General features: G+C 36.6%; 19 protein-coding genes. 3 read left to right on the plus strand and 16 right to left on the minus strand.

Annotation, left to right across the window (positions count from 1 at the left end; translation table 11 throughout):
* Positions 1–17: 17 nt before the first annotated feature.
* A complete protein-coding gene (locus I6I93_RS03620) occupies positions 18–1235 on the minus strand; it encodes a sensor histidine kinase (RefSeq protein ID WP_112889479.1) in 1218 nt (405 codons plus the stop codon).
* Positions 1235–1927: a response regulator transcription factor gene (locus I6I93_RS03625; protein ID WP_112889480.1), complete on the minus strand. Its 693-nt coding sequence runs from the start codon at positions 1925–1927 to the stop codon at positions 1235–1237. The genes I6I93_RS03620 and I6I93_RS03625 overlap by 1 nt, the downstream gene beginning before the upstream one ends.
* Before the next feature lie 85 nt (positions 1928–2012).
* Here I6I93_RS03625 and I6I93_RS03630 point away from each other — a divergent pair, with 85 nt between their 5' ends.
* Positions 2013–2927: a YihY/virulence factor BrkB family protein gene (locus tag I6I93_RS03630; protein WP_112890564.1), complete on the plus strand. Its 915-nt coding sequence runs from the start codon at positions 2013–2015 to the stop codon at positions 2925–2927.
* Here the strand turns inward: I6I93_RS03630 and I6I93_RS03635 are convergent.
* The 8 genes from I6I93_RS03635 to I6I93_RS03670 all read right to left on the minus strand — a co-directional run bounded on the left by I6I93_RS03635 (position 2916) and on the right by I6I93_RS03670 (position 12750).
* Complete coding sequence (locus I6I93_RS03635) at positions 2916–3527, minus strand: ComF family protein (RefSeq protein WP_236587215.1); 612 nt, start codon at positions 3525–3527, stop codon at positions 2916–2918. The genes I6I93_RS03630 and I6I93_RS03635 overlap by 12 nt on opposite strands.
* A complete protein-coding gene (gene recD2, locus I6I93_RS03640) occupies positions 3508–5685 on the minus strand; it encodes an SF1B family DNA helicase RecD2 (RefSeq protein WP_112889481.1) in 2178 nt (725 codons plus the stop codon). Before recD2 ends, I6I93_RS03635 begins: the two co-directional genes overlap by 20 nt.
* A 101-nt stretch (positions 5686–5786) precedes the next feature.
* Positions 5787–6083 (minus strand): PspC domain-containing protein, encoded by a 297-nt coding sequence (locus I6I93_RS03645; RefSeq protein WP_112889482.1) that lies wholly within the window; start codon positions 6081–6083, stop codon positions 5787–5789.
* A 58-nt stretch (positions 6084–6141) separates the two neighbouring features.
* Complete coding sequence (locus tag I6I93_RS03650) at positions 6142–9567, minus strand: pyruvate carboxylase (protein WP_112889483.1); 3426 nt, start codon at positions 9565–9567, stop codon at positions 6142–6144.
* A 449-nt stretch (positions 9568–10016) separates the two neighbouring features.
* Entirely contained in the window at positions 10017–10409 is a 393-nt protein-coding gene (gene rpsI, locus I6I93_RS03655) for a 30S ribosomal protein S9 (protein ID WP_112889484.1), read from the minus strand.
* Positions 10410–10421: 12 nt separating this feature from the next.
* Positions 10422–10850: a 50S ribosomal protein L13 gene (gene rplM, locus I6I93_RS03660; RefSeq protein WP_112889485.1), complete on the minus strand. Its 429-nt coding sequence runs from the start codon at positions 10848–10850 to the stop codon at positions 10422–10424.
* 105 nt (positions 10851–10955) lie between these two features.
* Positions 10956–12461, minus strand: coding sequence for a 4Fe-4S dicluster domain-containing protein (locus I6I93_RS03665; protein WP_070700563.1), 1506 nt, complete (start codon positions 12459–12461; stop codon positions 10956–10958).
* Positions 12462–12477: 16 nt separating this feature from the next.
* A complete protein-coding gene (locus tag I6I93_RS03670) occupies positions 12478–12750 on the minus strand; it encodes an NAD(P)H-dependent oxidoreductase subunit E (protein ID WP_005957852.1) in 273 nt (90 codons plus the stop codon).
* Between the two features lie 116 nt (positions 12751–12866).
* Between I6I93_RS03670 and I6I93_RS03675 the strand changes: the two genes are divergently transcribed.
* Entirely contained in the window at positions 12867–13511 is a 645-nt protein-coding gene (locus I6I93_RS03675) for a Crp/Fnr family transcriptional regulator (protein ID WP_112889486.1), read from the plus strand.
* 23 nt (positions 13512–13534) lie between these two features.
* Here I6I93_RS03675 and I6I93_RS03680 read toward each other — a convergent pair whose 3' ends face one another.
* Genes I6I93_RS03680 through I6I93_RS03690 form a run of 3 tightly spaced genes read right to left on the minus strand, consistent with a single transcriptional unit; the run spans position 13535 to position 15683 of the window.
* A complete protein-coding gene (locus I6I93_RS03680; RefSeq protein ID WP_112889487.1) occupies positions 13535–14041 on the minus strand; it encodes a phosphatidylglycerophosphatase A family protein in 507 nt (168 codons plus the stop codon).
* Positions 14042–14049: 8 nt separating this feature from the next.
* Complete coding sequence (locus I6I93_RS03685) at positions 14050–14547, minus strand: hypothetical protein (RefSeq protein ID WP_070700572.1); 498 nt, start codon at positions 14545–14547, stop codon at positions 14050–14052.
* Between the two features lie 8 nt (positions 14548–14555).
* A complete protein-coding gene (locus tag I6I93_RS03690; RefSeq protein WP_112889488.1) occupies positions 14556–15683 on the minus strand; it encodes an FAD:protein FMN transferase in 1128 nt (375 codons plus the stop codon).
* 593 nt (positions 15684–16276) lie between these two features.
* Here I6I93_RS03690 and I6I93_RS09170 point away from each other — a divergent pair.
* A complete protein-coding gene (locus tag I6I93_RS09170; RefSeq protein WP_236587216.1) occupies positions 16277–16867 on the plus strand; it encodes a hypothetical protein in 591 nt (196 codons plus the stop codon).
* Here I6I93_RS09170 and I6I93_RS03695 read toward each other — a convergent pair.
* The 3 genes from I6I93_RS03695 to I6I93_RS03705 form a co-directional block, all read right to left on the minus strand.
* Positions 16833–22343 (minus strand): G5 domain-containing protein, encoded by a 5511-nt coding sequence (locus I6I93_RS03695; protein ID WP_236587217.1) that lies wholly within the window; start codon positions 22341–22343, stop codon positions 16833–16835. The two genes, I6I93_RS09170 and I6I93_RS03695, sit on opposite strands and share 35 nt — an antisense overlap.
* 670 nt (positions 22344–23013) lie before the next feature.
* Positions 23014–23649 carry an aminotransferase class IV gene (locus tag I6I93_RS03700; RefSeq protein WP_201621269.1) on the minus strand — a complete coding sequence of 212 codons (636 nt, stop codon included), beginning with the start codon at positions 23647–23649 and terminating at the stop codon, positions 23014–23016.
* Between the two features lie 13 nt (positions 23650–23662).
* Positions 23663–23938, minus strand: a complete 276-nt coding sequence (locus I6I93_RS03705; RefSeq protein WP_201621262.1) for an aminotransferase class IV — start codon at positions 23936–23938, stop codon at positions 23663–23665.
* Between the last annotated feature and the right edge of the window lie 401 nt (positions 23939–24339).

Raw genomic sequence — 24339 nt, forward strand, 5'->3', positions numbered from 1 at the left:
TTGTCAATAAAATATAGTCATTCAGAATCCCTTAAAAGGAGGACATGAACGTCAAACCACTGCCCATGAATAGACACATTAACCTCTCCACCGAGAAGCTCTGCTAGGTTCTTAACTATATTAAGACCAAGTCCCGACCCTTCAGAGTGGCGTGACCTGTCAGCCTTTAAAAGTTCTTCAAAAAGTTCATCAGAGTTCATATTTACTTTTTCGTCTACAATGTTCTTGACATAAAATTCTATTGTAGACTTTCTTTCAATCACACCAGCAAGGACACTTGTCCCTGGCCTTGCGTGTTTGGCTGCATTGGAAAATAAGTTTTCCACAATTCTCACAAAGAGGTTGACGTCAGTGTAGATTAAAATCTCATCACTTTGAGACTTATAAGAAAAATCTAGGTCCTTCTTCTCAAAGAGGGAATCGTAATCGGCATAAATTTGCAAAATCATCTCGTTTAATTCCACTAAGGACTTCTCAATAGATAGGTTGCCTGTACTTGTCTTTGAGGCAAAGACCAAGTCGACAATTAAGTCCTTTAGCCTAGTGGAATTTCTCTTTAAGATGCTAATAAAATCCTTGGCCTCGTCATCAAGGGAATCCTTCTTGGACAAGAGGTCTGCATAATTAATTATTGAGGTAAGGGGAGTCTTTAAGTCGTGGGAAATATTTGTAATTAGATCAACCTTAAACCTCTCAGACCTAAAGTTTTCTTCTAGCCTAATCCTGTCTCGCTTCTTAAAGTCTTCCATTAAGACAGTAATCCTGTCCAAGTACTCATTCTCAAAGGGCCCTGGGATTTCAAATTCATAGCCATAGAGGATGGACTCAATTAGTTCAATGGAAAGTGTGTTTTGGGCAAACTGAACTTCAACAATAATGACTGCCCTTAAAATCATAAAGAGAAGGACATTTAAGAGAACTATGCCACCACTTATTAAGCTATAAAAAAGTATGTACATTATTATTAGGGTCACATTCAAGGTACCAAAGAGCCTAAAATTTTTAAACCTCCTGTACTTGTAGAGGTTATAAGTAAAAATTGTGTCAAAAAGTTTTTTTCTCCTTATCTTTAAGAGGACAAAGAGAAGAGTCACAAGCCAGGAAAGTATAAAGTGCTTGTTAATATTAAAGAGTTCAAAAATAATTACTGAAGACACAAAAATATTTTCAATAAAAACCCTGTCTCTTAAATCGATAAAGACATTTTTCAAAAAATCTTTAAAATCAGCTAGCATCACTTGCCCTCAATCTTGTAGCCCATACCGTAGACAGACTTGATTAAATCAGGCTTTCTTGGATTGATTTCAATCTTGTCGCGAAGGTGGGAAATGTGAACAGAAATGATCTTTCTCACATCAACAGCCTCTTCCTCCCAGACTCTCTCATAGATTTCATTTGAAGAAAAAACTTTTCCAGGATTTTCTGCCAATAAATATAAAATCTTATATTCATAGGGTGTTAGGTTCACAAGATCATCTTCAACACGCACTTCCTTAGAGTCATCAAAAATGGAAACTCTGCCAATTTTTAAGTCCCCAGTCTTTATATCAGATGCCCCAAGGGAAAAATATCTTCTTATAAGAGAATTGACCCTTGCTGTAAGTTCCACTGCATTAAAGGGTTTAGTTATATAATCATCGGCTCCAACATTTAATCCCACAATCTTATCTGTGACTTCGCTCTTGGCCGATAATACAATAATAGGAATATTTGTCTCTTCTCTCATCTTCATAATAAGTGTAATCCCATCCATGACAGGCATCATTATGTCAATTATGGCAAGGTGAATTTCATTCTCCTTCATAATTTCAAGAGCGGCGGCCCCATCTTCTGCAGTGAAGACCTTGTAGCCCTCGGCCTTTAAATAAATTTCTATTGCGTCTAAGATATCTCTCTCATCGTCGCAAACTAGTATATTGTAGTTCATAGTATCACCTATTCCTATTTTATCATTTAACGAATTGTTATCATACGACTTTTACTATATAATACTCAAGAGGTGTTTGAAAAATATGAATAATTTTATAGATAAGATCAAAGACAATAAGGTCTTTACTTTTTTTGACAAGCTAATTTACAGGATCCTGGACCACGACACCCTCTCTTATGGAGGAAGTCTTACCTATTTTTTAGTCTTATCAATATTCCCCTTTTTAATTTCTTTAATCAACGCGATTAACTTTTCGGGGATACTTGATCCAGAATATATTTATGGACTTCTAGATGTCCTTCCCAGTGACATCCAAGAAATTGTGACAAACTTTTTAAACGAACTCCACATGTCATCATCTGGGTCTTTCTTCACAATTTCCTTTGTCCTAGGTCTTTTCACTGCATCAACAGCAGTCTTTAAGCTCATGAAAATAATAAATCAATCCTATGGCTTCGAAGAATCAAGGGGTTTTGTAGCCCAAAGGCTAATGGCCCTTTTCTTCACAGTGGCACTAATTCTTATGATTTTTCTTCTTGTCCTTACACAAATATTTGGACAAATTATATATGTAAATATCATGTCCTATCTGGGAATAGAAAATGAATTTTTCGACAAGGTCTGGTCAATTGCCAAAAATGCAATTCCACTTCTTTATATGTTAATAACTTTTGTCCTCTTGTACAAATTTTCTCCATCAAAGTCCAGGGAAAATATGATTAGCTTTAAGAGTGTCTTGCCAGGTTCTATTTTTTCAACCTTTGGTCTTATAATAGCATCGGCAGGCTTTAGTTTTTATGTGTCAAACTTTGGAAAATATTCCATAACTTATGGATCTCTTGGAGGTATTATAGTGTTTTTAGTTTGGCTCTATCTCCTATCAACAATTATTTTAGTTGGGGCAGAGATAAATGCTACTCTCTATTCTATGAAGAACTTCAAGAGTCTTAACAACTGGCCAAGGCACGACTCAATGCTAAAAAATTTACAAGACTAAGCTATTTCTGTGGCTGCAATTAGTGCAGTCACTTTTTTTTATGCCTGCTTCTTTTGCAATTTTCGTAAGTTCAGCAATAGTTGCCCCAGTAGTTATTACATCGTCAACAATAATTATCTCTTCTGCATAAGATTTTACTTTAAAGGCATCTCGTAGATTCTCTTCACGGTCTAACTTCTTTAAACCAACCTGAAATTTGGTGTCTCTTAGCTTTTCAAAGATATCTTGGCAGGATAAGTCTAAGTTTCCTGCAATTTTTTCTGCCAAAAGTTTAGATTGGTTGTAGCCCCTTTCCCCTTCCTTATTTTTGTGCATAGGGACAAAAGTTATGACTTCTTTATTTAAATTTTTATCCAAAATCTTCTCTGTCATTATTTCAGCAATTATCTCCCCATAGGAGACCTTCCCCTTGAATTTAAAATCTATTATGAGCCTTCTCATTATTCCAGAATAAGTAGAACAAACTATTAGATCATCGAGGCCCTCAATGTCATAATAGTAGGCTGGTTCCCTATTAATTAAGCCAAGGCACTCATGGCAAAGTCCATATTCTTCAACTTTTCTCCCACACAAGGGGCACTTATCCTCTTTTAATTTCATCTTGGTCCCTCAACTTCTTTGCAAGATTAGAATACCTCTTGCGGGTCTTGTTGTTTTCAATCATCTTCACAAGATAGTCGCTTATTCCCACAAGGACAACGGCCTTTGACGCCCTAGTTATTGCTGTGTAAATCAAATTTCTCGTCAAAAGCATTGGAGCAGCCCTATAAATGGGGATGACAACTACGGGAAACTCACTTCCTTGGGACTTGTGGATGGTCATTGCATAGGCAAGTGCAAGCTCGTCGAGATTATCAGAATTATACTCAACACTTCTCACGTCTTCAAAGACAACTGTGACCTTCTTGTTTTCCTTGTCAATTTTTGAAATATAACCAAGGTCGCCATTGAAAACTCCCTTTTGCTTGTCTTCATAAAATTCATTTTCAACCTTGGATTCCAATTCATAATTATTTTTTGTCTGTAAAACCCTGTCGCCCAACTTAAATTTCTTCCCAAGGACTTCTATAAATTCATCACTATCATTTAGGTGGTCTTGGAGGGCGAGATTTAAATTTTCTGTCCCATGTACCCCCTTCTTAGTTGGCGTTAAGACTTGGACATCTGACTGGCTGACGTTAAAATAATTTGGCAGCCTAGTCTTAACAAGGTCCTTGATAATTTCTAGCCCCTTGGCCTCTCCCCTTTCAGAAATCATAAAAAAGTCACCGAGATTTAAAACTGGCATATCTCCCTTGTTTATTAGGTGAGCATTTTTTACAATCATAGATTCTTCCGACTGCCTAAAAATTTCTTCAAGGTTAACTGACTCAATGACACCAGACTCCAAAATATCTGCCAAGACATTGCCTGCCCCAACAGATGGAAGTTGGTCCTTGTCCCCAACTAAGATCAAACGAGTTGGACTTTCAATGGACTTTAAGAGGGTTTCCATCAAAAGAATATCAACCATGGAAACTTCATCGAGGATTAATACGTCGCACTCAAGTTCTTCTACGTTGGCAAAGTCGCCACCAAAACCAATTTCAAGTAGCTTGTGGATTGTAAAGGCATCTCTTCCCGTCTGCTCTTTCATCCTCTTGGCAGCCCTTCCTGTGGGAGCAGCAAGCTTTATATCCTTATCCATGGACTCAAAAATATCTATTAAGACCTTAAGGGTAGTTGTCTTACCAGTTCCCGGTCCCCCAGTTATGACAAAGACCCCCTTATTAATTGCGTCCTTGACAGCCCTTCTCTGAGTTTTAGAAAGTTCAATCTTCCTAAACTTTTCCGTCCTCCTGATTTTTTTATCAATATCAAATTTTTCATCAAAGGAAATATTTAAATCATTAAGCTTTCCTGCAACATAATTTTCTGCAGCCAAGTATCTGGCTATGTAGCAGTTGTAGTTTTCTCCATCCCTCTCAACAAAAAAGTTTTTCTCAAGGGTAAGAGTCCTGGCTACTTCATCGGGATCTTCAAACTTCGTCCCAAGAATTCTTTCTCCAGCCTTGATCAACTTGTCAAGTGGAAGGTAAGTGTGGCCGTCCCTATTGGCAAGCATAAGGGCGTACTTCAGTCCTGCCAGCCTTCTAAAGTCAGAATCTTTTTCAATACCAATGGACTCTGCAATTTCATCTGCCTTCTTAAAACCAAGTCCCCTCACTCTTCCAATCAGGTCGTAGGGATTTTTCATTACAAGGTCTATGGACTCGTCCCCATATTCCTTGTAAATTTTTAAAATCACTGAGGCAGGAAGATTGTACTTTGAGAAGTGAAGGAAAATCTTTCTCATGGCATACTGTTTGTCGAGAGCTTCCTTGATGTCCCCGTATTTTTTTCGACCAATCCCCTTAATAGAAAGGAGCTTTTCAGGACGATTTTCAATTACGTCAAGAGTCTCTTCCTTAAATTCATCTACAATCCTCTCTGCCATTTTCTCTCCAACATGGGGAATCATTGCAGAAGAAAGGTAAGATACAATGGCAGCTTCACCTTCGGGCATGACTTCTTCAAGGTCTGTGAAGGCAAACTGTTCTCCGTACTTGTTGTGGTAGGTGAAGTCTCCAGTAAATTTGTATTTTAAGTTTTCTTTGAAAATTGTGGCTGAACCAACAACTACAAGGTCGCCGTCACTTGAATTTATTTTTGCAACAGTGTAGCCGTTCTCATCATTTCTAAAAATTATTTTTTCCACAAGACCTTCAAGACTAATCAATTAAAACACCTCGACAATATTGTATCAAGTAATGGGGACTTTATACAGAAATATTTATTTACTCATGTCCAATAAAAAAGAGGCCCCTCAGGACCTCCTTCTCAATAAAAATCTTCGTCTTTATTATTTTGTCTTTCGTACTCTTCCCTATAATTGTCGTAGCTATCCTTGAAGGGATCAGAATACTTTTCTCCGTAGGATCCTTCTATCCTTCCGTAGGGTTCGTTGGGAATAATAATAGCAAGGGCGATGTAAGCCCAAATGCTAAGACCTCCTGGAACAATTAAGAGAAAAGCTATAATCCTCACAATAGTTGAGTCAACGCCAAGATATTTTGCAATCCCGCCGCAAACTCCTGCAAGAACCCTGTCGTCTCTTGACCTGTATAACTTTTTCATTTCACACTTCCTTTATAAATCTCAAATCTTATTAATAAATTACCCCAGGATAAAGTTTTTATTCAAAATACATTAGTAGCTGGCCACTTTCCACCATGTCGCCTTCTCTTACTGTGATGTCTTTTACCTTTCCGTCAATATTTGCGACAATATTTGTTTCCATCTTCATGGCCTCAGCAATAAAGAGGCTGTCTCCCTTTTTAACCTCGTCGCCTTCAGCCACAAGGACTTTTACAATCTTGCCTGGGATAGAAGAGCCAACTTCTTTTTCATTTTTTGGATCTGCATAAATTTTTTCTTCCCCAAAGTTTTCCCCTGACTTAACAGTTTCGTCCTTAATGTTAATAGTTCTTCTTGAGCCATTTATTTCAAAAGTTAGGTTTCTTGTTCCGTCTTCTAATAACTTTCCAACTTCAATTAAAGTTACGATCAAAGTCTTACCTTCTTCAAGAGAAATTTCTGTGGACTCACCTTCCATTAGGCCGTGGAAGAAGACGTCTGAGCCTATTCTTGTGACCTCACCATTTTCCTTTATATAGTCAATATAGTCATCAAAAACTTTTGGATATAGGGCAGAAGAAATTATATCTTCTTCACTTGGCTTAATTCCCTTTTCTTCCAAGTGCTTTTTAATTTCATCAAAGTCTTCATCTTCAAGGAGTTCTCCAGGTCTTTTGGTTATTGCCTTTTCTCCCTTTAGAATCATTTCTTGTAGGTCCTTAGGGAAGCCTCCATAAGGTTGCCCCATCATTCCCTTAAAGTAAGTCATGACAGAATCTGGATAGTCTAGGTTCTTGCCCTTATCCAAGATATTTTCTGGAGTGAGTTCATTTTGCACCATAAATATGGCAAAGTCCCCAACCATTTTTGATGAAGGAGTTACCTTTACAATGTCTCCCACCATTTCGTTGACACGCTTGTACATTTCCTTTACGTCCTTAAACTTGTGACCAAGTCCAAAGGATTCAACTTGTGGCTTTAAGTTTGAATATTGACCACCAGGAATTTCGTACTTATAAATTTCTGTAGTTCCTGACTTCAAATCAGATTCAAAGTTTGCATAAACTGGCCTAACTGCAGTCCAATATTTTGAAATATCCTCTGCTTTGTCTAGGTCAATTTCTGTGTCCCTTTCTGTATTTTTAAGTGCAGCCACAACTGAATTTAGGGCAGGTTGTGAAGTGAGTCCACTCATGGAGTTAACTGCTGTATCCACAATATCAACTCCTGCTTCTGTTGCCTGAAGGATTGTTGCAACACCATTGCCAGTTGTGTCGTGAGTGTGAAGGTGGATTGGAAGTCCCACTTCTTCCTTTAGGTTTTTGATTAACTTCTTGGCTGCATAAGGTTTTAAAAGTCCAGACATATCCTTGATTCCAAGAATTTGTGCCCCAGTCCTTTCAAGTTCCTTGGCAAAGTCAACATAGTATTTAATAGAATACTTGTTCCTGTACTCGTCAAGGATATCCCCTGTGTAGCACATTGTAGCTTCTGCAATTTTTCCATTTTCAAGGACTTGATCTATGGAGAGTTTCATTCCATCTAGCCAGTTAAGTGAATCGAAAACCCTAAATAGGTCAACACCATTTTTAGCAGATTCTTTTATAAATTTTACAACAACATTGTCTGGATAATTTTTATAACCAACTGTGTTGTTGCCACGAATTAGCATTTGTAAGAGCATATTTGGCATTTTTTCACGAAGAATCCTAAGTCTTTCCCATGGATCTTCATGGAGGAACCTATAAGCAACATCAAAAGTTGCCCCGCCCCACATTTCCACAGAAAATAAATTGTCCATGTTGTAGTTTAAAGCCTCAGCAATCTTCACTAGGTCAATAGTCCTCATCCTTGTGGCCATAAGTGATTGATGGGCGTCACGCATAGTGGTATCAGTTAAAAGTAGCTTCTTTTCCTTTAAGATATGGTCCTTAATTCCATCAGGTCCAAGTTCGTCAAAAATTTGCTTGTAACCCTTGAAGTCCTTCTTTTCAAATTCTGGAACTTGTGGGACATCAAAGTTTTTCTCAAGGGCCTTAGTGTCGTTGACAACCCTCTCTCCAATAATCTTCATGAGCCTAAGTTCCTTGTCCTTTGAAGATTTAATTTCAAATAATTCTGGATGTTCCTCAATAAAACCTGTGTCGCAAGTTCCCTCTTCAAATTCCCTTGTATTTAAAACATTTAACAAGAATCCGATGTTAGTCTTAACTCCACCAACCTTTAATTCAGAAAGAGATCTCTTGGCCTTTCTTATAGTGTCCTTCCAAGTCCTTGCTTCAGTAATTACCTTGACAAGAAGAGAGTCATAATAAGGGGAAATAACTGCACCAGTAAAGCCGTTGCCCCCGTCAAGCCTTACTCCAAAGCCTGAAGATGACCTGTACAAATTAATTTGCCCAGTGTCTGGCATAAAGTTGTTGAGAGGGTCTTCTGTTGTCACACGACATTGGATAGAAAATCCCCTGTGGTCAATGGCATCTTGGCCACTGATTCCAATTTCTTCGCTGTCAAGCCTGTAGCCCATGGCAACCAATATTTGTGACTGAACAATATCTATATCAGTGCACATTTCTGTTACAGTGTGTTCAACTTGGACCCTTGGGTTTACCTCAATAAAGTAGTGGTCGCCCTTGGAGTCAACTAAAAATTCCACAGTACCAGCGTTGGAATAGCCAATAGACCTTGCAATCTTTAGGGCATCTTGGCAAATTTCTTCCCTAAGCTCTACTGGAAGAGAAAAGGCTGGAGTGTATTCAATTACCTTTTGGTGGCGTCTTTGGATGGAGCAGTCCCTTTCATAAAGGTGGACTACATTCCCATGTTCGTCTCCCAAAATTTGCACTTCAATGTGCTTTGGCTTGTGAAGGTATTTTTCAATAAACATGGAGTCGTCGCCAAAAGCCTTTTTCGCTTCATTCTTAGCAGATTGGAATTTTTCCAAAAGTTCCTCTTGGCTCTGGGCAATTCTCATTCCCCTACCGCCACCGCCAGCAGCAGCCTTAATCATTACAGGATATCCACAAGACTTGGCGAAGAGAAGAGCTTCATCTTCATTTCGAATTGGCTTCTCAATTCCAGGAATAGTGGCAACACCTGCTTCCTTTGCAACAATCTTTGAAGTGATCTTGTCCCCAAGCTTTTCCATAACTTCTGGACTAGGTCCAATAAAAGTAATTCCTTCTTCCCTGCACTTTCTTGCGAATTCAGGATTTTCTGATAAAAATCCGTAGCCAGGGTGGATAGCATCAACACCCTTTTTCTTTGCAAGACTAATTATTTCATCAATATCAAGATAGGCGTCAAGAGGCGACTTCCCCTTGCCAATCTCGTAAGACTCGTCGGCCTTTGTCCTAAAAAGAGCCAGCCTGTCCTCTTCAGAATAGATGGCAACTGAGCGAATCCCCATTTCTCTTGCTGCCCTGAAAATTCTAATGGCAATCTCTCCACGATTAGCAACTAAAATTCTTTTGAACTTTTTCATAACTTCCTCCCTTTTAGTTTTAGATATTATACAACAAATACAAACTAAAGTGTAGAAGTAATGTATGAAGAATTAGTCAATAAAAATAAGGACTTCCAAGGGTCCCTAAAAATTTTTATAATTTATTATTACTTAATATAGTTTTGCAAGTTTATAATTATTTACTAATTCATAAATTATTACAACTTCATAAGCTTTTACAACTTTATAAAATTTTACGACATTATAAAAAATTATAAACTCATAGGACTTCACGACTTTTTAAAAACTTATAGCTTCATAAAAATTTATAACTTTGTAAATGATGTTAAAGTAAGAGCAGACATTTGCTACAAATCGAAGTTCTTATATTTCGATTTTCTGAAGATGGTTTCCGTCTAAAAACATATAAAGAAATTTTAAAAAAAATAAGAACCCTTTCGCAAGGGCTCTTGTAAAATGATATAATATTATCTTTTTGAGAATTGAGGAGATTTTCTAGCCTTTTTAAGACCGTATTTCTTTCTTTCCTTCATTCTTGGATCTCTTGTTAGATATCCTGCTTTTTTAAGAACTGATCTGTATTCAGGGTCTACTTCTAGTAGAGCTCTTGCAACGCCGTGTCTAACAGCTCCTGCTTGTCCTGAGTATCCACCACCGATAACTTTTACGATAACATCGAAAGATGCTTCTGTTTCTGTAAGTTCTAGTGGTTCTTTTGCAACTATTCTTAGTGTTTCGTAGTTAAAATATTCTTCGATATCTTTACCGTTGATAATAAATTTTCCATTGCCAGGTAGAAGTCTAACTTGGGCGATGGATTTTTTTCTTCTTCCAGTACCTCTGTATTGTATAGTTTCCATTCTTACCTCCAATTAAAATTCATAAACTTCAGGTGCTTGTGCTGCGTGTGGATGTTCGTTACCAGTGTAAACTTTAAATTTTTTGATCATCTTTCTGCCTAGTCTGTTTTTAGGAAGCATTCCCTTAACTGCTAGTTCGATAACTTTTTCTGGTCTCTTTTCCATCATTTCAGCATATGAAACTTCTTTTCTTCCACCTGGGTATCCAGTATGATATGCGTGAATTTTTTGATGTAATTTATTGCCTGTCAATACAACCTTGTCAGCGTTAATTACAATAACAAAGTCTCCACAGTCCACATGTGGTGTAAAGATAGGTTTTCTCTTTCCTCTTAATACACTTGCGATTTCTGATGCTAATCTACCAAGGACTTTTCCTTCAGCGTCGATAACATACCATTTTCTTTCAACTTCATTTGCTTTAGCCATGTAGCTTTTCAATGAATTTTCCTCCTAAATTGTTTAAAAATTATTCCGGGGCTTTTTAAACATGACACATATTTTAGACTATAGAGTCTTATTTGTCAATATTTATGGGGATTTTTATTAAATACTTTCTCTTTCTTTTTCGATGTGGATATTTTCAAGTGGAGTTGGATAAGCTGACTCTTTCTTGAATTTTTCGATTTGCTTCTTAACTCTATTTACAGAAGCTATTGTTCCCACACCTGCTACACACCCACCAGGGCATGCCATACCTTCTAGTAGGTAGCCATCAAGCTTGCCTGCCTTGGCGATTTTTAACATCTTCTTACATTCTGCAAGGGTATGAGCTCCTTGGATGTGGATGTCTTTGTCTGGTGAAAGCTTTTCTGCCACTACCTTTACAGATTCGGCAACGCCACCTGCTATTGGGTAACCTCTACCAAGGGCAGATCCATCATCTACGTTTTCTTCTACTTCTATTTCAGATGGTTCAATGTTCTTAGCTACGAACATTCCCATTAGTTCTTCAAAAGTTATTACAAAGTCTACGTCTGATTTTACCTTTGTATCTAGGGCTTCAAGTTTCTTTGATGTACAAGGTCCAATGAATACTACTACTGCATCTGGATCTTTAGCCTTTATGTGGTTGGCTGTGTATCTCATTGGTGAACCTGAGTCTGATACTTGTTCAAAGAATTCTGGGAATTCATTTTTTATCATTAGTGTCCATGAGAAGCAGCAGCTTGTACCCATAAATGGAATGTCTTCTGGCACTCTTTCTAGATATTCTTTGGCTTCGTGAAGTGTTGTAAGGTCTGCTCCAAGAGCAACTTCTAATACATCTTCAAAGCCAAGTTGTTTTATTGCTTCTATTATTTGTTTGGCACTTGTGTTGGCACCAAATTGTCCTATGTAGGATGGTGCTATGGCTCCGTAAACTTTCTTTCCTGATTTTATTGCCTTTATAAGTTGGAAGATTTGTGTCTTGTCAGATATTGCTCCAAAAGGACATTCTGCTATACATCTTCCACAAGCAACACACTTATCATGGTCGATTTCTGCCCTGCCATATTCGTCTGATGAAATGGCATCTACCCCACAAGCAGCAGCACATGGTCTTTCGTATTTTACAATTGCTGAATATGGACATGCTTCTTTACATCTTCCACACCTAACACATTTATCTTTATCAATAATAGTTCTATCTTTACCCATAGAAATGGCATTTACAGGACAAACATTTATACAAGGGTGTGCAAGACACTTTCTGCAATTATCTGTTGTATAAAAAGCCTTAGTTGGACAAGCTTCGCAACCAAACTTTATAACATTTATTAGTGGTTTTTCGTAGGCATTTGTATCGATATCAACCTTGTCAAAACCGTCAGTCACATTTTTAAATACGCCAATCTCTCTAACATCTAGCCCCATTGCTAGTCTAAGTCTTTCGTCGACAACTGCCCTTTCTCTAAAGATATCAGATCTGTATTTTGCCACTTCGCCAGGTACAATCTTGTAGCTGGATTCTTCTAGGGCAGAAATATCTAAATCATTATAGGCAATTCTTGCAACTTCAGCAAAAACTTTTCTTCTGATGTCGACAAGTGTTCCATAAATTTCTTTCATCGCTTCCCCTTATTACTTATATTCTTAGTTTATCAATTATTTTAGCACTAACTTCTTGTGCAGTAGCCTTTAGCATTATCTCGTCGTCTACTATGACAACTGGTGATGCTTCGTTATTGTGAATCTTGCAATAGTTTAGACAATGTGCAAATTCAACTTCTAAATTTTCTGCAGAACATAGTTCGGACTCTGGTCCGCACAAATGATCTTGTAAGTACTCTACTGCGTCATAAATAGCATTAGCTCCCATAAGAGTGCATCTCGCACCCATGCAAATAGTAACTTTCATATATCCTCCTCATCACTCTATAAAGATAGTTTATCATTTAACAATCACTTCTTCAATCATTATAATTAATTTATGATAATTATGTTAATAATGCTAAAATATAGTAGAGGTGGGAAATGAAAGACATTGAAATTTTAAAAAATCTGGCCCTATTTAAGGGTCTTGATGATAATGAACTAATGGAAATAAAAAAATTTTTATCAAGCGCGAAGACTTACAAGTCCAAGGAAATAATTTTTAATACAGGAGACCCCATAAATTATTTTGGGATTTTATTAAGGGGTCAAGTGGACCTATCCATAGAAGACGTCTTTGGCAACAAGACTCTTCTTTCCAAGTTAAGAGGCCCAGCCCTCTTTGCCGAGTCTGTACTTATAAAAGATGTGGAAGAGATTCCCCTATCTGTTGTAGCAACAGAGGATTCAGAAGTCATCTTATTTGACTACAAGGCCTACAAGTCATCTGGGTCGTCTTCACTTGTAAAGGTCCAAGACAATCTCATAAAGATCTTGGCAGGTAAGAATTTATTCATGCGTGACAAGCTAAACCTTCTTAGCCTTCCATCTACTCGTGCAAAGATTTTATACTTTTTATCCAATGAAGCCCGCAAGAGGAAGTCAAAATATTTTGAAATTGATTTTAATATTAGCGAGCTGGCACAATTTTTAAATTTAAATCGTTCGTCACTTTCTCGTGAGCTTTCAAAACTAAAAAAAGAAGGACTCATTGATTATGACAATAAGACCTTCCGCATTTTATAATTATTTAATTCTAATCTATAAATTTATTCTTTATTTTGATGGGCTACTCTTGCACAGGCTGCCGCAGCAATAGCTGCCACCAAGTCGTCGGCAAAAGTAGTCACTCTTTCTACTTTTTTCTTTTCGTCTAATTCCTTGATTATGCCAATTTTTTTCTTATCTAGGTAACCAAAGTTAGTAAGACCAATTGTCCCATACATATTCACAATTCCAAGAGTAAGGATTTCGTCAATCCCATAAAGGCCTTCGTCATCTCTTATAATTGACAAGAGGGGTTCAGGTAGCTTGCCTTCATTGGCCAAGTCGTCAAGGGCAAGTCCTGTTAAGATTGCGTGGATAGATTCCCTCTTCATAACAACACTCTCCACACTTTCAAGGCACCTTTCCAGACTCAAGTCCACAATATAATCTCCCTGCAATTCTTGCACGAGTTTCGCAATTTCTACTAATTCTATTCCAAAGTCCTCTAATCTCTTTACTGTAAGTTCATAGAGTTCTTCCATGTCGTATTTATAAAATTTTCCTGTCATAGATCCTCCTATCTTCTTCTCATTCTCGCCCTATTTCTTCTTATCATCTTGGCTCTTGAGATTTTAATTGAAATCCCATAGATAAAGCCAGGTATAAGGGTTGAAATAAAAAGGCTTAGGGGGTTGTAAGATATTCCCAAAACCTTAATAGCGTAAACTTGGGGCATCAAGAAAAATTCTAGTGGAAACTTCCAATAGGATCCACCTACTGACCTTGAGAAGACTTCCTTGCCCAGGCCAACAAAGGCAAAGGCAAATAAGATTAGGCCAATTAGCCAAATCAAATTACCTGCAAAGAAGTCCAAGCTCCTGGCATTCTTCTTGGAGAGTCCCTTGCCAAAGTTAAAATATAGGATAAGAATAAGTCCCACCAAAATAACCTTGAAAGCAAGGTTCCCATATACAAGTCCCCTTACCTGGCTAGACAAATTAATAAGGCTAGCTATGGCGAAGACTATAAAGACTATTAAGATGTGAAAAATTAAGCCGCGAGTATTATTCCTCATAATAACTCCTATTTATCCAAATATTTTTCCGCATTTTCTGATGCCATCATCTTCATGTCCTTGTCCACCCAAACAATTCCTGCATCAGATTTCTCTGCCAAATCTCTTATTTCATCATCAGTGGAATTAAAGGCAGCAGTTGACAAGAAGTCACAAAGTCCAGAGTCATCCTTGATTACAGTCACAGATTTAATTTCATGAGCTGGCTTTAGAGTGTCTGGGTCAATGATGTGACAGTATCTCACACCGTCAAGGTCAAAGTACCTTTGGTAGTCACCACTTGTGACAATAGAAGTGTTGGCAACATTTAAAGTCGTCAAAACTTGTTCAGGGCTTTCTAGATCTGGGTTTTGGATTCCAATCCTAAAGTTTTCTCTGCCATCTGTTGGCTTGCCAATAATTCTCACATTTCCACCAGCAGAAATTACGCAAGAAGTAACTCCCCTTTCACGAAGTTCTTGGGCCACAAGTTCTGTAGCATAACCCTTGGCAGTGGCACCAAGGTCTAGTTCCATTCCCTCTTCAAGGTAGACAGATTTTTCCCCTTCATCTAATTTTACATTATCAATGTTTGTAAGTGGACGTAGTTTTTCCAGCTCTTCATCACTTGGAAGGGCTTGTCCCTTTAGGGCAATGACTTCTTCCTTAGTCTTTCCTCCTTCGTAAAGGTCCCTATATTCATTCCAAAGTTTTGTAACAGGTCCAAGGGCAACATTTGTGTTGTGAGATATATTTTTGTAGTCATCAACAGAAGTTTTTATTAGGTCAAATAAAACATCATCAACCACCACTGGCTTTACACCAGCTTCATCGTTAACTGTCTTTAAATTCACAAGACCATCATAGTTCTTGTAGTTGTCAAAAAGCTTGTGGAGGTCTTGGTATCTTTCCTTGGCATAGGTCAAATTTTCCTTGGCAAAGTCATCGTCGTCAGTGTAAATTGCAATGTGGATCACAGTGTCAAAAGTGTCGTAGAATTCAATCTCTTGCTTGTCCCCATCCTTGTTGACTTCAAGAGATGCCACACTTTCATTTGAATTTGTGTTTTCATTTTTTATATTGTTTGCTCCCTGGTTCTTGCAGCCAGATAAAATTAAAAGACCGCTAAGGCCAAGAGCCATTAAAGTTTTTTTCATAATATCACCTTTCTCTATAATACCATTTAAGTCGCCATTTTTACAATAACTTTACTTGCCAGCCCTATTTTTCTTATTAAAATTTTTATTTTAATTTGCTTTTTAAGTTTTTTAATTTTTTCTAAGTTCACAATTTCTTACTACTTAACAAAAAGATTTGACTTGGTAAAAATCTTTTAGGCAATAAAAATATCCCAAGTCCTATTAAATTTCTAGTTAATAAATTATTAATGTTATAAAAAATTTTTCCAACTTCATAAAATATTTTAAAGTCATAAATAATTACAAACTCACAATAAATTATCCCTTCAAAAATTCATCTTAGCTCTGAAATTTTAAAAATATATTTTATAAGCCCTCTCTAAATATTTGAAAATTTCTATCTATAAAACCATAAAAACCATAAAAAAAGACAGCCCTTAGGACTGTCTCTAAAAATTAATTTTTATTCTTCATCTTCTTTTCTTCTCTTAAATCTCTTTAATAGAAGTAATAGACCTGATGCAAATCCAGCGGATGCAGTTTCCATTGCAAGGCCAGCGTCGCCTGTCTTAGGTGCCTTGTCATCGCTTGTAACTTGTCTTTCGATGCCCTTGTTCTTAACAAGATTATCATCTTCAAGATTTTCTTTCTTTTCTACTTCTCTAGTTTCTTCAGGAGTAGAATTCTTTTCAATATCCTTTACATCTTCAGTCTTTGGTTTTTCTGGAGATTCTTGTGGAGAATCCTTTGGATCTTCACTTGGGTTTTCTACAATCTTGTTAGGAGTCTTATCTTCTGGTTTGTTAGGAGTCTTATCACCTGGTTCAGAAGTTTGGTTTGGTTTATCTTCTCCTGGTCTAAACGGATCTTTATTTCCTGGTTTAGAAGGAGTGTTGTTTCCTGGTTTATTAGGATCTCCCTTATCTGGGTCCTTGTCTGGATCCTTTGAATCTTCTTCACCTGGTTCCTTATCTGGATCCTTTGGATCTTCTTTACCTGGGTCCTTGTCTGGATTTTTTGAATCTTCTTCACCTGGGTCTTTGTCTGGATCTTTTGGATCTTCTTTACCTGGGTCTTTGTCTGGATCTTTTGGATCTTCTCCAGGTTTTACTGGTGGAATTTCACAAACATTTTTAGTTCCAACTCTAACTATCTTGTCTTGTTTTTCTATAAGAGTTTCAGTATTTTCAGAAACTTTTTAGAGTTTTCAACCTTAACAGTGGTCTTAGTTTTTCCTACTATGCCTTCTTTATCTACTACAGTTTTTCCAGCTTCAAGATTAGGATCTTCTATGACCTTAATATCGTAAGCTTGTTCGCTTTCATAAGTGAATTCGCCATCTGTCTTAGAACCATATTCAACAACCTTGTTCTTTGGTTCAACTCTTTCTTCTTTTACTTCAAGCTTACCAGTTTTCTTGTTGAAGGTTGTAGTATATTTTACAGAACCCTTAGAGCCTTCTTCGATAACTTTTTCTTCGCCAACTTTTAGTTCTGGATTGTGTTTGTACTCAGTGTTGTTACCAAGTTCAGTTTCTTTAACAACTGGTTTTACACCAACTCTAACTATCCTATCTTCTTTATCTTTAATAGTTTCAGTTGTTTTAGAAGTTTCTCCATTACCATCAGTTATATTAGTTGTAACTGTTACTTTTTCCTTACCAATTACACCTTCTTTATCTACAACTTGGCTTCCAGCATCAAGATTTTCATCATAAGTTATCTTAGTTTCGTAAGGAATATCTTTTTCCACAGTTTCTACTGTTGAGCCTTCTGCAACTTTTGTACCTATACGGACAATATGGTTTTTAGGTTGAGAGTTTATTTTTTCGTTTAGTTGCTTTGGATCTCCATTTGGTTGACCATTTTTAATATCTTGTTCATAGTAAGTTGTCTTAGATCCGGCTTCGCCTTTTTGGTCTACAATTTTTTCGCCTTTAGCAAGATTTGGATCTTCTTTAATTTCTACTTCAAATGGAAGTGGACAAGTCTTTTCATACTTGTAAGTTCCTGTAAAGTCTTTAGTACCTACAATAATCTTTTGAGTTGCATCTTTAACTATTTCTTCTTCAGTAGTTGTCACTTCCCCTGTCTTAGGATCGTATTTGTTGACAATCTTTGTTTCAACCTTGCCCTTAGTCAACTCGCCAACTTGAACTACACCTTTGTCAAGATTTGGATTATATTCATATTCAACTTTTACATCTACATCTTGTGCGTAATCCTTATTATTTTCAGCTGGCTTTGTACCTACCTTGATTACTTTTTGAGTAGGATTTGTTGTTGATGTTACTTCAGAAGAAAGTTCGCCCTCAGCCTCTCCATTTCTAATTCCTTGAGTATATTTTGTTGTCTTGGATCCGGCTTTACCTTCTGTAACTACTTCGCTTGTTCCAGCTATCATGTTTGGATCTTCAATTACTTTTACATCATAAGGAATTTCTTCTGTCACTTCGTGGCTTACGTTTCCTGTAAAGTCTTTCTTTCCAACTCTTATCTTAGCATTGGTTGCCGGTGTGTGTTCTGTTACACTTGTAGAGTCTTCAACTACTTCAGAGTTTTTGATAGTCCATTCAGTGGTTTTAGATCCTTCTTTACCTTCAACATCAATGACATATTCTCCAGCCTTTAAGTTTTCATCATATTCAATTTCATACTTATATGGAAGTTTTTCTGTATAAGAGTGTTTGCCATCAGTCATAGTACCTACTCTTATGATTTGGTTTTGTACTTTTTTAGTTTCTTCAGTAACTGGATCTTCGCTTCGTACAACTTCACCATTTTCTATATGTTTCTTAGTTGTTGTAGTCGTTTCTCCATTTACTCCAGCTTGATCAACTACTTTTTCTCCAGCTTTAAGGTTACTATCAAAGACGATTTCTGTTTCATAAGGAACGATGTTCTTATCTACTTCTTCATATGCTCCAGTAAAGTCTTTCGTTCCAAAGGTAACCTTTCTCTTTCCTGGGATTACTTCAATCTCTTCAGTAGTTTCAATTTCTCCTGTTTCAGGATTATATTTATTGACAACTTTTGTTATAACCTTGCCTGGTACCAGCTCTTCAATATTACGATAACCTTTTTCTTTAGTGTTGTCATAAACATATTCTACTTCAACACCAACTTCGCGTTCGTAGGTCTTTTCGTTATTAGCTGTTTTTGTACCAATTTCAATAATTTCTTCTTGTGGAGCTACATATTTATCAGTAAGTTCTTTTTCAGTAAATTGTGTACCTTCTTTTAAGGAACCATTTATAATATCGCCAGAGTATTCAAATGTCTTAGAACCTGCAACCCCTTTTTGCTTAACATTAGATTTGCCTGCTTCAAGTTCTGGATTTTCTACTACTCTTACAGTGTATGGTATTTCTTTAGTTACAATGTTTTTTACAGTGCCGGAGTAGTCTTTTTGTCCTACTTTAATTACAGCGTCTACTGGATCTGTTATTTTAACTTCTGGATCTCCTACTTTTTCTGAATTGACAATAGTCCAAGTCTTTGTATTTTCTCCTTCTTTACCAGGAGTTACAATCTTGTAGTTTTCTGTAGCATCCGGATAGTTCTTGTAGAAGTCAGGATCAAATTCTACCTTGTATCCAAATGGAATCTTATCTGTGTCCACAAGTTGACCTTGAGTCTTTGTACCGATTTTAATTTTCTTCTTTTTAGCCTCTTTAGTAACATTTTGATTTACAGTAATTGTTCCATCTTCATTTCTTGTTGTGGTGATGGTCACTTCACCCTTTTCACCATCATTCACAAGTTCGGTTTTTCCTGCTTCTAGGTTGTTGTCAACTTCATATTCTGTATCAAATGGAATTTCTACCTTTGTTGTAGCTGGCTTTGTACCGATTTTTATAATTCTTTTTGTAGGCTCTTTTGTCGTTTCAACAACAATTTGACTTTCCCCTTCTTTAAAAGTTCCGTCTTGTTGGAAAATACCTTTTTTGCCATTTAGGGTATCTTGAACGAAAGTTATCTTTAGTTCTCCCTTTTGACCAGCTTGTGTTTCTTGGAAGTGACCTTCTTGAAGATTTTCGTCGTATACGACCTCTGTTTCATAAGGTATTTCCGAAGTTGTAGTTTCATTGGTTAAAGTCTTGTGTTGCTTTGTGGCAATAAACTGTGCCTTAATCTCTTCAGTTTTTTCTTCACCTGTCGTTTGGTCAGTGTATTTTACCTTGACAGGAACAGTTAATTTTTCGCCACCATTGATTTCCTTACCACCAGGAAGATTTGTAGGAAGGGTTGCTGTTACAGCACCAGTTTTTTGGTCGATAGATACATTCCAAACATTGCCCTTATTGTCTTTAAAGGTATCACCAATAAGTTCGTAGGACTCCGGTTGGTTTTTCTTTAAGTCTTCTTCACTAGTTGTAACAATTGGTTTATTAACTAAGGAGTTGCCTTGTGGTCCTACTTCTGCCAAGTATTCTGGTTTGTTGTTGTTAGTTTCTTGAACAACAAAATGGAACCAGTGAGTGTCTGTAGAACCATTTGTGTAAGTGTATTCAACAGGTAGGGCTAAGAAGTCTCCGGCCTTGGCTTGTTTTGGAGCTCTTATTGTAAACTTTGAAATATTGTCAGACTTACCAACAACCGTCCAGCGTTTGTCTTTATATTCGTCGCTTGTGATAAATTCCTTATAATCAACTCCTAAATCATCAGCAATTTGTTTATTGGCTATATCAAGGAATTCTGCTTTTAGTTTGCCAGAAGCTTCTCCACGACTATAAGCGCCGTCCATTTCTGCACCGGTTTTTTGAGTACCTCCGGTTTCTGCCGGATCTTGTATCTCGACACTAAAGTCTTCACCGGGTATTACTTTTGTAGAAGTGTGTTCATCAAGTGTATTTCCTTTATCGTCTTTGAATTCTTGCTCGTAGTGTCTTGTGTCGTCAAGGTTTAGGTTGAACTTACCAATTAGATTGTAGTGGTCGTAGCGGTCAATGCCTTGCTTGTCGATTTCTATATCTATGCCTTTGTGGTTGATTGTTCCTGTACCGGCATCTGTTCCTACATACTTTGCATCACCATTGGTAAATTCATTGTTTTTAGTAGCTACATTTTCAAACTCAGCTTTAGTTCTAGGACGGGCAAAAAATCTGACATCTAGATGTTGGATGCCCTTATAGTCAGCTGTGTTAAAAATAGACTCTTCATCTACTACATACTTGCCACTTGCATCCTGTTTTAGGGCGCCCTTAGGCATTTTTACCTTAACAATACCATTTTCGTCAATATAGGCACTGGCGCCCGGTACGACCTTGCCTGTGTTTGGATTATAAACTTGGCCTACTAGTCTTTCCTTTGCATTGTCATCTAGGTTTTCTACTTTAATCTTTGTATCTACTTCTTGGCCTTTGACAAAGACCTTGTCCTTGTACTCTCCTTCTAGCTTAATTAATTGGAGTTTGTCATTTTCATTTGGCCATGGGTTGACTGTAAAAATAAAGCTAGCATTATTCCCTTGAGTAGCTTTCAGACCATTAGGATTATCAGCTTTGTATTTGCCTTGCCAAGCCATGGTTGTATTGTCATTAGCTGTGTTATTGATATGCTTTAGGTCTTCTTCACTAGCCCAAATATTCACATTCCTTTGTTTTCCTGAAGACGTTATATCAAGATCAGCTTCAGCCTTGTAGTTAGGGTCTTTGAAGCCATCAGCAAGCTTTTTTCCTTCATCATTTGATGGGTTAGAGCCATTATCAAGTACTCCTCCAAGAAGTCCAGAATTGGTAAAGCCAATCTCCGTATAGGTCCTTTGGCCCTTTTCTTTGTCGATTTCTATTTCAATACCAAACTTTTTCTTGTCTGGACTATCGGCACCCGGTTCTAGGGTCTTGTAGCGAGCTCCGTCCTTAAAATCCATATCAGGATTATTTGCTTCAGTATTGGTTGGACCACCGGAAACTAGGTTGCCATTTTCATCTACTTGGCCCGGTTCCATTTGGCTTTCGCGGTAGTCTCCTACCTTCTTTTCATCGCCGGAATAGTTTGGTTCAGCTGGTTCCGCTTGTTTAGCTTCTGCAGGCTTTTCATCAGAAAAACCTAGATTGCTATCTCCTTGAGTTTTTTCCTCTATATTGCTTTTTTCAGGAATTTTAGCATCTTTATTTTTAGTAGCTTCAGTTTCCCCATCTTTTCCTTCTGCATTTCCTTCAGAAGCTGTAGAAAATTTATCACCATTAACTTCAGTAGCTTCAACTTGCCCATCTTTTCCTTCTACATTTCTTTCAGAAATTGGAGAAAATTTATCACCATTAGCTTCATTTTCAGATTCTCCTGTTGAACCTAGAGGCTCATTTACATTTTCTTCTCCAAGCTCTAATGTAGAATCTTTTTCTTCTCCATACTTTGAAAAAGTTGTATTTTCATCTTTTGTCCTAGAAGTATCTTCAGTTACGTCTGAACTTCCTTCTTCTGTAGCTTCAGTATCTTTTTTGCCTTCTTTTTTAGTATCTTGACTACTTGATACTTCTTCCTTAGAAGTAGGACTTTCAGTATTATTACTTTCTTTTGATTCTTTAACTGTTCTTTCTATAGTAGCTTTAGCTGCGCTTCCTGCTATTCCAGTATCTGATGCTGCATCTACTTTTACAGACATTGATATTGACATCACTGTCGCCATAGAAAGTACGGCAAAGACCTCTTTACCATTCTTAATTGGGTTTTTCATCCTTTACTATCTCCTTTTAAAATATTTAAATATTTTATTCAAAATATCTTCTTTAACTATATTTATAGAACTTATAAATAATAAGTATTTTAAGCAAGTAAAAATCCGTAGATTTAATTATTAAAATTTACGGATTATAGTTTACTTCTATAGTCCTGTATACTACATTATACCATTAAAATAGCAAAGTTAAGCTTTTTTACAAGTTTTTTTCAAGCTTCAATTAAGTTCTTTTCACATTCATTAGATGATTTTTGTATTTTATTTTGCTCACTCAATTGCACCAATAAATTATTGTTTTCTTTCTTTGGCTTCTGATTTTTTATTCAACTGGATTTTCTGGCTATTTTATACCATTTTGTTCTCCTTTATCTATTTATAGATTTATATTAAATTTACTTTCTCTTAGGTAAAATTGTTTTTTTATTTTTTTATTTACTTTTTGAAAAATTTTTTATCGATTATCCCTGCTCATCTATACTTAATGTTTTTGTAATATTTCTTCTTTGTCTTATTGGTAAGAAATTAAGGAAAAATTGTTTTTAAGACATATGTTTCTTCATAATTTTCTTCTTGATTTATATCTGTTTTCCTATAGATTATTCATCAGAAAATTCTTGCCAATAAAAAAAGTCAGTGGCTTGATCCACTGACTCATATCTTATAATATTTATTTTTCGTAAACTGGCCTTAGGGCATCCATATATTTTGGATTTCTGCCATGTGTTAGGTCTGCAAAAAGTTTTTTGAGTTCTAGGCACACCTTGCCTGGCTTGCCGTCGGCAACTTTGATGTCGTCAACTTCAACTACTGGAGCAACTTCCATTGCTGTTCCTGAGAAGAAGACTTCGTCTGCGTTATAAAGTTCTGTCCTTGCAATGGATTTTTCCACACATTGGATTCCTAGTTCTTCTTCTGCAAGTTTCATTACAAGGTCTCTTGTGATTCCTTCTAAGATGTCATCTGATGCTGGAGGAGTCATTAGCTTGCCCTTCTTGTATAGGAAGATATTTTCTCCAGGTCCTTCACATACAAAGCCATTTCTATTTAATAAAACTGCTTCGTCGTAGCCATTTTTTGTAGCTTCAAAGGATGCTAGGGCTGAATTTAGGTAGCCTGCTGTGGCCTTTGTTCTTGGTGGCAACATGTTGTCTGCTATCCTTACCCACGATGATACCTTTACCTTGAAGGCTTCTTTGTCAATGTACTTGCCCATGGGTTGTAGGTAGATTACTACGCAGTCATCTTCGTGTCCGTGTAGGCTAATACCAACAGTTTTTCCGTCTTTGTAGGCAATTGGTCTGATGTATGTTGTTTCTCTAAATCCATTTTTTTCTTAGGAGCTCGATTGTGTAGTCTGCTAATTCTTCTGCTGTATAGCCTACTTCTAGGTTGGCAACTTTAGCCGATTGTAAAAATCTCTCGTAGTGTTCCACAAGTTTGAAAGCATAGAGTTGTTCTTCTTCTTCGTTCCAGTAGGCACGAATACCTTCGAAGACTCCTAGACCGTAGTTGACAACCTTGGACCTAATGCTTATAGACACCTTTTCTTCTTCTACTATTTCCCCATTATAAAATACATAGGACTTATTCATCTTTCTTCCCCCCATTTTATTTTTTATATTTTTCAAGTATTAATCAATTTAGTCTGATAATTTGTTTGCCTTAAAAAATATTAAAGAACATTTTAACACTTTCTCCTGCAAAATCCTAGTATTTTTATCAAAACTTTATTTCTTTGAACTTGTCTTCCTCAATATTTTTTATTCAGGAAATTTATAGTTTTAATAAATTTTGCCTTGGACTTTATCTTTTTTTTCACATTAAACTTAATTGGGTTTTTATTCTGAGTTTATTTTTATCTTTCAATTGATTTTGTAATTTAAGGTCTTTTTAATTCATAACTTTAGAATTATTTGTTACTTTGTAATTTTTTGTAACTCTTTGCTTTTCTTTCACTTTGTAATTTCTAGTGAATCTGTGATTTACTCCCACT

Origin of the sequence: Peptoniphilus harei (assembly GCF_016726485.1) — a bacterium.
Taxonomy (GTDB): Bacteria; Bacillota; Clostridia; order Tissierellales; family Peptoniphilaceae; genus Peptoniphilus_A; species Peptoniphilus_A harei.